Source organism: Streptomyces sp. NPDC037410 (assembly GCF_055602235.1).
In genome coordinates this window covers 30,058-42,445 of sequence record NZ_JBVJWR010000010.1, presented here as the reverse complement: position 1 = coordinate 42,445, position 12,388 = coordinate 30,058, and the positions used below count along the sequence as shown (strand labels likewise).

Genomic DNA, 12,388 nt, shown 5'->3' with positions numbered 1-12,388 from the left:
CCCAGCTGCCCGCGGCACAACCAAACAAAAGAAACAAAAGGGCTCAACGACCCCCCCCCCCCCCCCCCCCCCCCCCCCCCCCAGTCCCTTCGCTGTTGTCGACCACTGTCGCGGCTGCCGAAAAAGCTCGTACCGATCCGGTCCACGCAGGGTCGACGATCCGCGTCAGATGCTAAGCCAGCAGAGCGGGAACGCCTCAGAAAGCCGAGCGCTGAGGAGCGCTCGCTGACGGCGTCACTCCCTGTTCTGCACCTCTGGCAGTTTGTGCTTCAGCTCGCCGACGAGCTCGTTGATCTTGGCCATCATCTCGGCAGACAGGCCCCCGCCGTTGCCGCGGGCGGCCAGGCCGAGGATCTGCCCCCGGTGAATCGAGCCGAGGAAGCGGAGTGCCTCCAGGAATTCGCGGGCCGCAGGGTCGACCTCGGCATCGTCCTGGAAGAGGGCCGCGTCGACCTGAAGCGCCTCAGCTAGGCCGGTGCGCACCACATCAGAAGCCTCCGTCGTGGCACCTGCACGAAGGGCGACGATGCCGTCGGTGGTGACGGCCGCCACGCCCGCATGCTCGTTGACGATCCGCGCAATTTCCTCATCAGAGGGTGCTTCTTGGCCAACGTACCCGTACTGCAGGAGGTAGTTGATCTTCTCTCCGACTGTGCGGAGTGCGGACGCATGCTCGTTACGCGTGGTCGTGAGGCCAAGCCCGAACGAGCACTCCTGGGCGGCCAGCAACTCCTCTTCGGTCACCTCGTACGCCCGTGCTAGCGGCTGCACGTAAGCATCACTGAGCCGGCGCCGGCCGGATTCGGCGTTGCTCACCGGCACGCGGCTCGCACCGATGATCGCAGCGGCCTGCGCCACGCTGAGGCCGGCGTCGCAGCGCAGGAGCTGCAGGTCCGGCGGACCGTCGTGGGGGAAAAGGGCATCAAGCGACTGGCCGAGCGCCGTTGCAATCGCGGGGAGCTTCTCACCCTTGGGGAAGTCCTGGCCGCTCTCCCATCGCGCGACCGTGGGAGCGCTGACGCCCACCATCTCGGCCAATTCCTTCTGATGGAGGTCCTTACCCCGCCGGACAGCACGCACGCGGCTGCCGTCGAACTGACGTGGCACATGAACTCCTGCGGGGTGGCGATCGGGCCGATGGTGGCGGCCTCTGGGGCAACTGTAGCCCAGACTTGATACATCTGCACAACTGACGTACGTTTCCGTATCGCGCCTGCTGGCCGGGCTCCGGCTCTCTATGGTGCCAGCTCTGGGGGACCTCTATGCGTTTTGCGTTGTCGTGACCACTCGCGCAACGCGCCGTCGGATTCGGTACCCGGTCATTGCAGGCCAGTCGTAGGAGCGCTTCCCGATACCGACCGTCGCGAGCCCGGTGCGACCTGTGACGAACCGGGGATGGACTTGCCGCAGGTGTCTACGTATGTTCGTCGTCCCTCGCCGGGCGGCGCCCCGGGGAGGGGTGGAACGAGCAATAGAAAGGAGGCGGGACGAATGCGAGCGCACGGCCCGTGACATGGCACGGCAATGAAAAACCGGCGCCCGGGAGCTACCAACTCCCAAGCGCCGGGCTGGCACCCCGAGGGGTGCTGATACGCATCACGCGGGCGGCGGGGCTTTTGCACGAGAACCGCCGCACCGCGCTCCTACGAAAAACGGAGTATCGCATGCTCGCCATGCCGAGCGGAACCCCGGCCTGCCCGGGCACCGACCGCCAGCACCGCCTCGCGGCCCGGCTCCCCGACATGATCCCGGGCGCGGCCACCATCCGGGTCAGTCTCAACGACCCGAAGCGGAGGTGGCCCCACCTGCACGCCACCGTGAAGGACGAGGCAGGGAAGACCCTGGAGCCGAACCGTACGACCGTCAGGGTCGCCGCCCGCTGGATCCTGCGGGTCTGGCCGGAGGCGAACTGGGACCGGCCGCACGTCTTCGACCTCTCCGATGCCACTCTCACTCGCAGCGACCTGGTCGCCGCCGGTCGGGGCCGCTGACATGGCGCGGATCCGAACCATCAAGCCGGAGGCGTTCTTCTCCGAGTCGCTCGCCGAGGTGAGCGTCGAGGCCGAGCGGACCTTCTTCGGGCTCCTCACACAAGCCGACGACCACGGTCGCCACCGCGACAACGCCGCGATCATCGCGGGACTTCTCTGGCCCCTCCGGGCCGAGCACACATCGGTTCATGTCGAGGACGATCTCCACCAGCTCGCGACCGCCGGCCTGATCTGCCGGTACACCGGCTGCGACGGCCGTCGCTATATCCACGTCGTGACCTGGTCCGAGCACCAGAAGATCGACAAGCCGAGCCAGTCGCGCCTTCCCTCCTGCCCGCAGCACCAGGCCGCCGCCCGGTGCGCCCCCTGCAAGGGCACATGCACCAAGCGGGGCGAGGACTCGACCGCTGTTCTCCGAGGACTCGCCGAGGCTTCGCCGAACACTCCCCGAACCCTCGATCCGGCCGCTCCAGCCGCCGCGAGCCCTCGCGAGCACGGGGACGAGCCCCCCGCCGCCCGGCAGGATGCCTTCGACGGCATCGTCGGTACCCGACAGCACACGGGAGCGAAAAGCGCAGGTCAGGACGCATGCGTCGAGCCCTCCCCGAACCTTCCCCGAAACCTCAGGGAGGGCTCGGCGCCTGGATCTAGGATCTTGGATCCTGGATCCCTTATCCCTACGGGGCGCACGGCGCCCGCAGAAGGCGTCTCGGCCAACCAGCTCGTTGGCGAGTACATCGCCGCCTGTGACGAGCGCCCGCCTAGCGACGTGATCGGACACCTCGGCCGGATCACCAAGAAGCTCCTGGGCGAGGGCATCGTGCCGGAGCACATCCGCGCCGGGCTGGCGAACTTCGCGGCCAACCCCAAGCACCCCAGCGTGCTGACCAGCATGGTCAACGAGGCCATGAACGCGCGCCCTGGTGGTTTGGCGCGGCCGGGAATCGGGCCTAACTTGCCCGCCCATCAGGCGTGGACCAACCCGGCCAACGCCGCTGCCGCCTACGCCGAGGAGCTGTGATGCGCACCCGTCACCGCGAACCGCAGACCCTCGGCGAGGGCACCCTGGACCGGATGGCCCGGATCCTGGCCGCCCGCAACATCGACCCCGCCTCGGTCGCAGTACCGGCCGAGGAGCCCGAGACCGTCTCCCCGCTGGAGGCCCTGTCGGCCGGGATGCCCCCGCGCTACCGAGCCGCCGTCGCCGACCACCCCCAGGTCCTGGCCTGGGTTCGGACCGTCGCCGAGGCTGCTGTCGCCCCCAACCAGGGAGCCCGGCGGCAGGTCACCACCGGACCCAGCCTGCTGATGGCCGGCGTCGTCGGCGCGGGCAAGACGCACCAGGCGTACGGTGCGGTCCGGCGGCTGGTGCAGAGCGGAGTCGGCGTGCGCTGGCGCGCGACCACCGCCGCCGACCTGTACGCCGACCTGCGGCCCAGGCCCGGAGCCGACAGTGAGCGGGAGCTGGCCGCCGTCAGCCGCTGCCCGCTGCTGATCATCGACGACCTCGGCGCGGCCAAGGCCAGCGAGTGGGTTGAGGAAGTGACGTACCGGTTGATCAACCGCCGGTACAACTACGAGCTTCCGACCCTGATCACCACCAACCTGGCGATCAGGGACCTCCGGGCCCACCTCGGCGACCGCGTCGCCTCCAGGCTCGCCCAGATGACCACCCGGGTCGAGTTCGAGCAGGTCGACCGCAGACGCCCGCGTCTCGCGGCCTGACCCGCTCCAGGCTGCCACGCCGGGCCGCGCCTTCTGCGCGCCGCCCCGAGCCTTTCCCCGACCCAGCGCACCTCTCCGCCGACGCCCCTGCGCGCGGAGAGCGATCGGAGCCACCCGCATGACCAGCACGACGCACAGCCCTGTCCGCCACCGGTCGCTCGGCGACCACACCTGGCGGGACGAGGCTGTCTGCCAGAGCACCGACTACAACCCGGTGGACCCCGAGATCTTCTTCCCGGACCCCGACGAGACCGACAAGATCACCGCAGCCAAGGCGCTGTGCGGCCAGTGCCCGGTCCGCCGCGCCTGCCTGGACGCCGCCCTAGAAGCCGGCGACGCCGACGGCATCCGAGGCGGACTGACCGAGGAGGAGCGCGGACCGCTGCACGAGAAGATCGCCCACCGCCTCGACTACAGCCGCGTCAACGACACCATCGCCGGTCGTGACATCCACCTCACCAAGGCCGAGCGCCGCGCGGTCATCCGAGCCGCCTACCGCCACGGGGTGACCGAGCAGCGCCTCGCCTGGCTCCTCAAGATCACCGAGGAGCACGCCCAGAAGCGGTACCGCGAACTCCGCCGCGCCCTGCGCAACCGAGACCTGGACCAACCCGAGACGACCACCGCGTCACGCGAGGCCGGCGGAGAGCGCCTGGGCCGCGACGACTTCGGGACGGCGGCGTGACCGCCATGACCGTGCCGAAGACGGCGCACATATCCGGCTGGGACCGCGCGGTCGTCATCGCCCTCGGCGGCGCGGGATGCGCGCTGTCGTACGACGCGCTGCAGCAGATGGCCGTCGCCATCCACGTCCGAGGCTTCCTCACCTACCTCTTCCCCCTGGTGATCGACGGATTCATCGCCTACGGCGTCCGGGCGCTCCTGGTCCTCCGCGACGCGCCGCTGCGCGCCCGGCTCTACGTCTGGACACTCTTCGGCACGGCCACCGCCGCCAGCATCTGGGCCAACGCGCTCCACGCGGTGCGGCTCAACGAGGACGCAGTCGCCGGCACCGGCCTCCGGCTCGGGGACACGGTGGTCGCGGTGCTGTCCACCATCGCCCCGCTCGCCCTGGCCGGAGCGGTCCACCTCTACATCCTCATCGCCCGGGGTCCGGTCAAGGGCAGTGACCGCGAGGACCTCGGTCACCTCGGTCAGCCCGGTCAGGCCGGTCACCAGGGCCAGGGTGACCGGCACGACGCCGCCGAGGTCACCCTGACTGACCGGGTCGGTCAGAACCGGGCGGCGGTCGGTCAGGTCAAGGCCGGTCAGCCGGTCACCGCCCTCACCGACCGGCCGCCACTGTCCCTGGAAAAGCAGGCTCCTGCCTCCCGGTCACTGACCGGGGACAGTGCCCCGGTGGGCAGCAGCAACCCGGTCACCAATGACCGGGGACAGTCGCCCGAGACCGCTGACCTGCCCGGACAGTCGGACTCGGCTCGGCCGGTCACTGACCGCCCCGACGACACCGCCCCTGTCACCGGCGACCAGGACAGCCCGACTGCGGTCACCACCCTGCCGGTCACTGACCGAGAGGCCCGGACACCCAGTGACCGGCGGCCCGACCCGGACACCGAGGAACTACTGAAGATCGCCCGGTCAGCGGTCAGGGCCGAGGACAAGCTGACCCGCAAGGTGGTCGCCCAGGCGATCCGCGGTCAGCAGATCCCGCTCTCCAGCGACACCCTGACCACCCTGATGGCTCAGCTCCGCGCCCAGCACGGACAGCCGGTCACCTCCGCCCGGAACTGACCGGACGCTACGGAGCGGGTGACCGAGCCGGTTACGCCAGCCGGTCACCCGCTCCGGACACCCGCCCCACACACCTCCAGAGCAGAAGCGGAGAACACCCGATGCGCACCCACCCGGCTACTCCCGCCGAAGTCGACTCTTGGCTAACCGTCCTTCACCAGCACGGCCACCTCCACCGCGCCCAGTCCGGCCCCGACACCACCTGGATCGTGCAACGAGAGCAGCACGATCGCCCCTGGACCCTGCACCACCCGGTCCTGGCCATGGACTGGATCGAGGAACTCGTCCGCGAAATCCAGCAGCAGGACCCGGAGACGAGCCGGTGACCACCGACGACCCGGCGGTGACCACCGCCGGACAGCAGCGTGACCCCACGACGGCTCCTGGCGGAGCAAGCTATCGCGTACGACGGTCCTACGGCCCGTCGCACGCACTTGCCCCCGCCCCAGACGGCGGGGGAAGCCCGGCTGGTTCCCGAGCGAGGGCGCACGGGGACCAGCCGGGCAACCGGCACCAGGGGGCGCCAGCCACCGGGGGAGAAGCCGATCAAGACGACCACCGCGAGCAGCCGAGCCCGCGCCCGCCCGCCTTCCCCGACCGCAAGCCGCGCCGCCGCCCCCGCAACCCGAGCGAGCGCACCCGTAAGACGACGACTCGCCTCTCCGACACAGAGAAAGCCGAGATCGTCGCCGCTGCCACACAGCGTGGCGTCACCGTCGCCCGATTCCTCGCCGCCGCCGGCCTCGCCGCCGCCCGCGGTTCGACCGCCCTGCACACCAACGAACAACTCGACGCGGCGATCGACGAACTCGCCGCCCTGCGTACCGCCCTAGCCCGGATCGGCAACAACATCAACCAGATCGCCTACATCCACAACGCAGGCGGACAGCCCCGCCCCGGCGAACTCGATCACGCGCTGAGCGTTCTGACGCGGTCCCTCAGCCGCCTCGACGACGCGGCGAACGACCTGGTGACCAGGCGGCTGTGATGGTTCCCGACATCGGACGCGGCTCCCGTACCCACGGACTCCTCGTCTACCTCTACGGCCTCGGTAGGCGTGAGGAGCACGCCGACGCGCACCTCGTCGGCTCCTGGGACGGCTTCGCCCCCGACCCCGGCCGCGACACCGACCCGCACGTCACCCTCGCCCGCCTCACCGCCGCCCTCGACCTCCGGGTCAAGCAGGTCGGCGACCGCGCGCCCGCCAAGCACGTGTGGCACTGCTCGGTCCGGACCGCCCCCGGCGACCGGAGGCTCTCCGACGAGGAGTGGAACGCCGTCGCCCAGCGCATCGTCCACGCCACCGGCATCGCCCCGGACGGTGATCCTGACGGCTGCCGGTGGATCGCCGTCCGCCACGCAGAAGACCACGTCCACATCGTCGCCACCCTGGTCCGCGGTGACCTGCGCAATCCCCGCCTCAACTACGACTTCAACAAGGCCCAGGCCGTCTGCCGGCGCATCGAGGAGGAGATGGGCCTGCGCCGCCTCAACGCCGGCGACGGCACCGCAGCGAAGAACCCCACCAGCGCCGAGAAGTTCAAGGCCGAACGCACCGGCCGCCCCGAGACCTCCCGCGAGACGCTCCGCGAAGCCGTCCGCCGGGCCGTCGCAGGAGCGGACGACGAGAAGGAGTTTTTCACCCGGCTTCGCGAGGCGGGCCTGCGCGTGAACGTGCGCCATGCCCCGTCCGGCGACGCGCTCGGCTACAACGTGGCCCTGCCCGGTGACCGCAACCGCCACGGTGAACCGGTCTGGTACCCCGGCTCCAAGCTGGCTCCCGACCTGTCCCTTCCGAAGATCCGCCTCCGGCTTGCCGACGGTACCGCTGAGCGGGCAATGCCTTCGGCCGCCGACGGCCGGGCGGACTGGTCCCCGCCCGCCCGAGAGCGACGGAGCGCCACCGGGATCGCCGAGCGTGCCGCCGTCCTCCTTGACGGCGACGACAATGAAGCCGCAGCCCAGCTCGTCGGCGTCGGCGAACTCCTGGACGCGGTCGCCCAGACCTCCCCGGCCGCCACCCGCGCCGAGCTGGCCGCAGCCGCCCGAGCCTTCGAGCGGGCGACCCGCAGCCACATCCGGGCAGAGCGTGCCGACACCCGGGCTCTCCGCTCGGCCGCCCGGGGCATCATTCAGGCCGGCGGCTCGCTCGGCCGGGGCGAGGACGGCGGCACCACCGCCATGCTCGTCTCCACCCTCGTCCTGGTCACCCTCGCCGCAGCCCGCTGGCACTCCGCTCGCGGTCACGCCCAGCAGGCCCATGCCTCCCGACAGGCCGCCGAGCATCTGCGCACCGCCTACCGTCAGGCCGCCGCCACGCCGATGCGAGTGCTGTACGACCAAGGCCGTGCCCTCCCCGAGGCCCAACGCCGGACACACGAGGCCACCCTCCGCGCGGCTCTGCCGGAGCAGGGCGTACGAGCAGATGGCAAGCCGACGAAGACCGACGCCCTGGTCGCCACCCTCGCCCAGGCCGAGCAGGCCGGCCACGACCCCGAGGCCCTCCTGCAGCAGGCCATCGACATGCGCGAACTCGACACCGCCGCAGACGTGAACGACGTCCTGGTCTGGCGCCTGCGCCGACTCGCCCAGCTCCCCGCCCACCCGGGCGAAGCTCCGCGCCGCCCGCAGGCCGGCACCCGCCCGACCAAGACCTCGGCCAACCGCACCAGCGAACGGAACGCACCCACAGCGCCGCCGCGCCCTGCCGTCTCTGACCCGCGCAGCCGCCCACCGCGCCGCTGATCAGCGCGTCCGGAAGGCCGGCCACCGACCGACCGGACTCCACGAAATGCCTGGACAGCCGGTTCCACCGGCTGTTACGGATGAAAAAAGGAAGCCCTCGACCGGGAGATGACGCTCGTGCTCAGAACCACCGACCGCACCACGGAGCCGGCACCCGCGCTGCCCGCCCTTCCCACCGGCACCGATCCCCTGCTGCAACTCCAGTACGGGAGGCAGCCGGCCGACGGTCCCGGCGCGATACGCTGCGTCAGCCACCCACACGAACTCGCCCTCGGCGGCATCCCCGTGATGTGCTCGGCCTGCCGGGCCCGACGCGACTGGCTGCTCATCAACTACGGCCGCACCGTCTGGATCCGCTGCCGGTGCAGCAACCAGTGGCCCGAACCAGAGATCAGCCGCGCCGACTTCGACGCCCTGACCGCCAGCCCGTACGGCACGACCTACACCACCGTCGAGGAGGGTCTCGCTGCGCTCGGCTTCGACGGTGTTTTCGCCGGCACTTACCTGGAGTAGGCGAGCGCGGTGCGAAATGCCGAGGAGCGCCACCGACATGTCGGTGGCGCTCCGGCCGGACCCGAGACCGATGTAACTGGCTGTGCTGGCAGTGTTGGCCAGGAGCTCCTCTGTGATGCAAGCCCCAGGTCCTCAGGAAGATCTCGGCCTGCAGAGTGACGGGACGGGCGCTCTGTTGCAGCGTCTGTCGATGCGCTCTAATGCCCCCATGGATGGGGGATCAGCGGCAGTCATAGGTGCGGCAATCGGCGCCTTGGGGGGTATGAGCGGCGGTTTGCTCAGCTCTCTTGGACAGCGACGGCAGATGCGGGTAGAGCACGGTAGGTGGCGCGATGACATGCGCCGGCAGGCCTACACGGACTTCATCTCGGCTGGTAAGCAGCTTTCATCTGCTCAGTGGAAGCTGGCAGACAAAATGTGGGACAAAGACAGTTCACCATCCGAATGGCAAGACCGCTTCATCGTGGTCCACGATGCCTGGGCGGTGTTCAGCACGGCTGCCGCAGCCGTCGCCGTGGCCGGCCCCAACTCGGTAGCCGAGTCCGCTGAGACATTCCGTACGGCGATGCTGAACGTGGAGCGAGCGGCCATGACATGGCTCAACAAAGCCCGTGACGTCGGCAACGGTCAACTCCATGAGTACGAGCAGGCTTTCAAGGAAGCCATGAGGGAAAAACGTCAGCCGGAGAGGGATTTCCAGGCCGCAGCCAGGGCTGCTTTGCAGACCGAGGCGTAGCTCTCTCAGGAGGCTTCCGAATCCAAGGGGACCGATGGGAGAGGGAGAGCTGGCCCTCCGTGCAGGTCGGTGCGGAACCCTCGGCCGACCGGCTTCCAGCCGTGGAACGTGGCCGGCTTCCAGCGGGGCCGATCCGGCACGGTGGTGTCGTCGGGAGCGGGCAGACTGCCCCGGCTCTTGCGGCTGCGGGCGGCTCGGACGCTGATGCCCAGGTGGGCGGCGACCTCCGGGTCCCCCCAGAGCGGCTGGTCGGCCACGGTGTCCTCCTCGTTCGTCGGGGGTGAGCGTACGCACGTGCCGGCCGGGCGTACGGCAAGGCCGCCTCTGCCTGATCGGCGAGAGGCGGCCTGGTGCGCTTGTCGGTCAGACTTCGGCGAGGCGGTTCGAGAGGTCGAGGGCGTTGGTCGCGAACGCGAGGGCGGCGCAGAGGCCGGTCACCTCGTGGAGGGTCGGGCGGACCAGGCGTGGCCAGTCGTCCGGGCGGCTGGCCAGGAAGCGAGGTGCACCTCGGTGGTGGCCAGGCCCAGATGGGCGCTCACGTTCCAGCCGGCGGGGGAGGCGGGCTCCCAGTGGAGGCGGATGCGTCCGAGGGTGAGCTTCGGGGCTTCGGGGGTGAGCCACGTGACGGCGAGCGGGCCGTCGTGCCGGGGGGAGACGCGCTGGACCAGCGCGCCGCAGGCGCCGTCTGGCATGGGGCGCACGGCGAGGCCATGCAGTGGGTGTATGTGCGGCGAGATGGAAGCCTCCGGAGAGTGGGAGCCGGGGATCAGGACCAGGTGAGGGCGTTGCGTACCGACGTGGGGAGGTGGTCCTCTTGGCCGTCGTCGGCGATGAATGCCTTACTGTCCCGGACGACGACCTCGGCCGCCAGGTAGTGGGTGAAGGGCCAGTCGGGGTTGACGGCGAGGCGGATCGGCAGGTTGGGGTCGAGGTCCTGGAGCTGGTGGAGCAGGTGGCCGACGGTCAGGTGCTGGGGCACGGAAGCCTCCGGGAGCGGTAAGGGGTACGGAGTGGGAGCGTCAGGAGGCGTCGAGGCGGAGCAGGTCCCGGAGGACCTTCGGCCCCTGGGCGTGGCTGGCGAGGTGTCGCTTGCGGCACTCGGCGACGTAGCCCTTGCCGCGCTGCTTCATCTCCCAGCCGCCGCACGAGCAGACGGCCTGGGTGTACGAGCGCCCCGGGCAGTCGTCGTGGAGCGGCTTGCCGGAGTTGGTGTGCTTGTGGTCCGCCGGGCAGAGGGTGCTGTCGGCGTGGTGGTTGGTGAGCGGGGCGTGGAACGGCATGGTGGATTCCTCGTGTTGGGAAGGAGGTCCGGGCGGCGGAGGCCAGGGCGCTCGGTCATTCGAAGAGGTCGCGCTGCCAGCGGTGTTGTTCGGCTCGGCGGGCGGCCCGGCGGCGAAGGGGCTTGGCGCGGCGGCCGTACTGGCCGGGGAGGTAGTAGCAGGTGCAGCGGCGGGCGAAGGCGCACTTACGGCGGTGACCGGGGCGGGTGGCCAGGAGCATGCGCGCGATTGGAGCCTCCTGTTGGACCGGTGATAAGCGAGGAGCCGGTCGGCTGGGGGAGGTTGAAGTCAGAGGGCCAGTCGGTAGGAACGGGCGGCAGGGGGCGGGCCCGCCTCGGAGGCGACCGTGCCGTCGGCGACCAGGCGCTGAAGGGAGCTGGCGACGCGTTCCTCGCTGAGGCCGGTGGCGGCGCTGATTTCGGGGAGGGGCGTACCGGGGTTGTTCGCGAGGGAGGCGACGATCCGGGTGTCGCGGCGGCGGAGGTGGTCCTGGAAGCTACCGGCGGTGTAGACCAGCGTCACCCCGCAGCAGGCCAGGGGAAGACCGAACGAAGCCGAGCCGGAACCGGCGACAGCGTCGTAGGCCGCGAGCACGCTGGCACCCAGGCCGACGATGTGGCCGGAGGCGCGGACCAGATCGTCTGAATAGATGGTCACTTTGAGGGCCTTTCGTTCATGAACGGGAGGGCACGCGGATCGTTGGGCGCGAGCACGAACGGGGATCGGTGGCCGGCGCGGGCCTTCACCGGCCCGTCCCGGCCACCGGTTCAGAGGGAGGAGTGGGCGACGAGGGCGGCGACGAACCCGGCCACCGCCTCGGCGGGAGTGTGGGTGCCGAACTCCTGGACCCACGCGTCGCCTTCGGCGGGCTGGACCTGGACCCGCCAGACGATGTCGCGCGTCCAGGCGGCGGGGTCCTCGGGGAGCCAGCCGACGTAGACGCGGCCGTCCGGGCTCGTCGCGTGCACGTTGCACTCCGGGGTGTCGACGACTGCCCAGTCGAGGGCGTGGAGGAGTGCGAGGACCGGGGTGGCGCAGTGGTCCGAGGAGAGCCAGCGGCGGTCTTCCACGGAGGTTCGGACGACGGCGGGCAGGAGGGTGGCGGAGGCGTTCACGGTTGGACGATCCATTCGTTGACCTGCGGTTTTTCCCGACACCCGTACGTTGACATGGGGTGTGCCGAAGTCCGTAGTCGTTTCCGGGGCTGACCCGTCTGCCGTGGGTGAACTGGTCACGGGCAGGCGGCCAGGACGCCGGCGGCGCGGGAATGGAACGGCGGCCGGAGTTGTCGTAACCGAGTTACGGCGGCGAGCCGTACGGAGCAGAAGGGGGAGCGGGGATGACGGAGCCGAGCAGACGCTGGGACGGGGCCGGGCTGGAGCGCAAGATCCGCGCCGCCGGGCGGCCGTGGACTGTCGGCGACATCGCGATGGTCGCCGATGGCCAGTGGGGCGTCGGTGCGCAGCCCGACAAATGGCCGGACGGGGACGCGGTGGAGCACCGGGTCGCGGACGGTCGACGCGTCGAGCTGACGGTGGAGGAGCTGGCCCGCGGGGGGGGGGGGGGGGAGGGGGGGGGGCCAATAGCAGCAGACACCCCCCCCCCCCACCCCACGCGTAACCCCCAAATAGGGGGGGGGCCCCGTC

18 protein-coding genes are annotated in these 12,388 nt (G+C 70.6%); 10 read left to right on the top strand and 8 right to left on the bottom strand.

Features of this window, described 5'->3' with window-relative positions; translation table 11 throughout:
- Positions 1 to 234: 234 nt before the first annotated feature.
- Positions 235 to 1,107 carry a helix-turn-helix domain-containing protein gene (locus tag ACZ7HT_RS18380; protein WP_471166607.1) on the bottom strand — a complete coding sequence of 291 codons (873 nt, stop codon included), beginning with the start codon at positions 1,105 to 1,107 and terminating at the stop codon, positions 235 to 237.
- A gap of 557 nt (positions 1,108 to 1,664) precedes the next feature.
- On the opposite strand from ACZ7HT_RS18380, the gene ACZ7HT_RS18375 reads away from it, so the two are divergent.
- The 10 genes from ACZ7HT_RS18375 to ACZ7HT_RS18330 all read left to right on the top strand — a co-directional run bounded on the left by ACZ7HT_RS18375 (position 1,665) and on the right by ACZ7HT_RS18330 (position 9,462).
- Positions 1,665 to 1,991, top strand: coding sequence for a transcriptional regulator (locus ACZ7HT_RS18375; RefSeq protein WP_471166604.1), 327 nt, complete (start codon positions 1,665 to 1,667; stop codon positions 1,989 to 1,991).
- 1 nt (position 1,992) lies between these two features.
- Positions 1,993 to 3,012: a hypothetical protein gene (locus ACZ7HT_RS18370; protein WP_471166601.1), complete on the top strand. Its 1,020-nt coding sequence runs from the start codon at positions 1,993 to 1,995 to the stop codon at positions 3,010 to 3,012.
- Positions 3,012 to 3,716, top strand: coding sequence for an ATP-binding protein (locus ACZ7HT_RS18365; RefSeq protein WP_471166599.1), 705 nt, complete (start codon positions 3,012 to 3,014; stop codon positions 3,714 to 3,716). Before ACZ7HT_RS18370 ends, ACZ7HT_RS18365 begins: the two co-directional genes overlap by 1 nt.
- A gap of 118 nt (positions 3,717 to 3,834) precedes the next feature.
- Positions 3,835 to 4,401 carry a WhiB family transcriptional regulator gene (locus ACZ7HT_RS18360; RefSeq protein WP_471166597.1) on the top strand — a complete coding sequence of 189 codons (567 nt, stop codon included), beginning with the start codon at positions 3,835 to 3,837 and terminating at the stop codon, positions 4,399 to 4,401.
- Positions 4,402 to 4,406: 5 nt separating this feature from the next.
- Positions 4,407 to 5,468, top strand: a complete 1,062-nt coding sequence (locus ACZ7HT_RS18355; RefSeq protein ID WP_471167111.1) for a DUF2637 domain-containing protein — start codon at positions 4,407 to 4,409, stop codon at positions 5,466 to 5,468.
- A 101-nt stretch (positions 5,469 to 5,569) separates the two neighbouring features.
- Positions 5,570 to 5,794, top strand: a complete 225-nt coding sequence (locus tag ACZ7HT_RS18350; protein WP_003972986.1) for a hypothetical protein — start codon at positions 5,570 to 5,572, stop codon at positions 5,792 to 5,794.
- Complete coding sequence (locus ACZ7HT_RS18345) at positions 5,791 to 6,456, top strand: plasmid mobilization protein (protein WP_471166593.1); 666 nt, start codon at positions 5,791 to 5,793, stop codon at positions 6,454 to 6,456. The genes ACZ7HT_RS18350 and ACZ7HT_RS18345 overlap by 4 nt, the downstream gene beginning before the upstream one ends.
- A complete protein-coding gene (locus tag ACZ7HT_RS18340) occupies positions 6,456 to 8,213 on the top strand; it encodes a relaxase/mobilization nuclease domain-containing protein (RefSeq protein ID WP_471166590.1) in 1,758 nt (585 codons plus the stop codon). The genes ACZ7HT_RS18345 and ACZ7HT_RS18340 overlap by 1 nt, the downstream gene beginning before the upstream one ends.
- A 108-nt stretch (positions 8,214 to 8,321) precedes the next feature.
- Positions 8,322 to 8,726, top strand: a complete 405-nt coding sequence (locus ACZ7HT_RS18335) for a hypothetical protein (protein WP_471166587.1) — start codon at positions 8,322 to 8,324, stop codon at positions 8,724 to 8,726.
- Positions 8,727 to 9,063: 337 nt separating this feature from the next.
- A complete protein-coding gene (locus tag ACZ7HT_RS18330) occupies positions 9,064 to 9,462 on the top strand; it encodes a hypothetical protein (protein WP_471166585.1) in 399 nt (132 codons plus the stop codon).
- A gap of 5 nt (positions 9,463 to 9,467) precedes the next feature.
- Here ACZ7HT_RS18330 and ACZ7HT_RS18325 read toward each other — a convergent pair whose 3' ends face one another.
- From ACZ7HT_RS18325 to ACZ7HT_RS18295, 7 genes are all read right to left on the bottom strand, one after another.
- Complete coding sequence (locus tag ACZ7HT_RS18325; RefSeq protein ID WP_471166582.1) at positions 9,468 to 9,719, bottom strand: MarR family transcriptional regulator; 252 nt, start codon at positions 9,717 to 9,719, stop codon at positions 9,468 to 9,470.
- Between the two features lie 177 nt (positions 9,720 to 9,896).
- Positions 9,897 to 10,163: a hypothetical protein gene (locus tag ACZ7HT_RS18320; protein WP_471166579.1), complete on the bottom strand. Its 267-nt coding sequence runs from the start codon at positions 10,161 to 10,163 to the stop codon at positions 9,897 to 9,899.
- Positions 10,164 to 10,228: 65 nt separating this feature from the next.
- Complete coding sequence (locus ACZ7HT_RS18315; protein WP_471166576.1) at positions 10,229 to 10,441, bottom strand: hypothetical protein; 213 nt, start codon at positions 10,439 to 10,441, stop codon at positions 10,229 to 10,231.
- Between the two features lie 40 nt (positions 10,442 to 10,481).
- The gene (locus tag ACZ7HT_RS18310) at positions 10,482 to 10,742 is read right to left on the bottom strand and encodes a hypothetical protein (RefSeq protein WP_471166574.1); all 261 of its coding nucleotides are present in this window, start codon (positions 10,740 to 10,742) and stop codon (positions 10,482 to 10,484) included.
- Positions 10,743 to 10,797: 55 nt separating this feature from the next.
- Positions 10,798 to 10,962 carry a hypothetical protein gene (locus tag ACZ7HT_RS18305; RefSeq protein ID WP_471166571.1) on the bottom strand — a complete coding sequence of 55 codons (165 nt, stop codon included), beginning with the start codon at positions 10,960 to 10,962 and terminating at the stop codon, positions 10,798 to 10,800.
- A gap of 68 nt (positions 10,963 to 11,030) precedes the next feature.
- Entirely contained in the window at positions 11,031 to 11,399 is a 369-nt protein-coding gene (locus tag ACZ7HT_RS18300; protein WP_471166569.1) for a winged helix-turn-helix domain-containing protein, read from the bottom strand.
- Positions 11,400 to 11,509: 110 nt separating this feature from the next.
- Positions 11,510 to 11,857, bottom strand: coding sequence for an SPDY domain-containing protein (locus ACZ7HT_RS18295; RefSeq protein WP_471166566.1), 348 nt, complete (start codon positions 11,855 to 11,857; stop codon positions 11,510 to 11,512).
- Positions 11,858 to 12,388: the final 531 nt, after the last annotated feature.

What these genes read in the sequence shown, in the direction of transcription:
- ACZ7HT_RS18355 (WP_471167111.1), top strand. Translation starts at nt 4,407, where the DNA reads ATGACCGTGCCGAAGACGGCGCACATATCCGGCTGGGACCGCGCGGTC.
- ACZ7HT_RS18370 (WP_471166601.1), top strand. Translation starts at nt 1,993, where the DNA reads ATGGCGCGGATCCGAACCATCAAGCCGGAGGCGTTCTTCTCCGAGTCG.
- ACZ7HT_RS18340 (WP_471166590.1), top strand. Translation starts at nt 6,456, where the DNA reads ATGGTTCCCGACATCGGACGCGGCTCCCGTACCCACGGACTCCTCGTC.
- ACZ7HT_RS18365 (WP_471166599.1), top strand. Translation starts at nt 3,012, where the DNA reads ATGCGCACCCGTCACCGCGAACCGCAGACCCTCGGCGAGGGCACCCTG.
- ACZ7HT_RS18350 (WP_003972986.1), top strand. Translation starts at nt 5,570, where the DNA reads ATGCGCACCCACCCGGCTACTCCCGCCGAAGTCGACTCTTGGCTAACC.
- ACZ7HT_RS18375 (WP_471166604.1), top strand. Translation starts at nt 1,665, where the DNA reads ATGCTCGCCATGCCGAGCGGAACCCCGGCCTGCCCGGGCACCGACCGC.
- ACZ7HT_RS18310 (WP_471166574.1), bottom strand. Translation starts at nt 10,742, where the DNA reads ATGCCGTTCCACGCCCCGCTCACCAACCACCACGCCGACAGCACCCTC.
- ACZ7HT_RS18330 (WP_471166585.1), top strand. Translation starts at nt 9,064, where the DNA reads ATGCGCCGGCAGGCCTACACGGACTTCATCTCGGCTGGTAAGCAGCTT.
- ACZ7HT_RS18360 (WP_471166597.1), top strand. Translation starts at nt 3,835, where the DNA reads ATGACCAGCACGACGCACAGCCCTGTCCGCCACCGGTCGCTCGGCGAC.
- ACZ7HT_RS18305 (WP_471166571.1), bottom strand. Translation starts at nt 10,962, where the DNA reads ATGCTCCTGGCCACCCGCCCCGGTCACCGCCGTAAGTGCGCCTTCGCC.
- ACZ7HT_RS18335 (WP_471166587.1), top strand. Translation starts at nt 8,322, where the DNA reads ATGACGCTCGTGCTCAGAACCACCGACCGCACCACGGAGCCGGCACCC.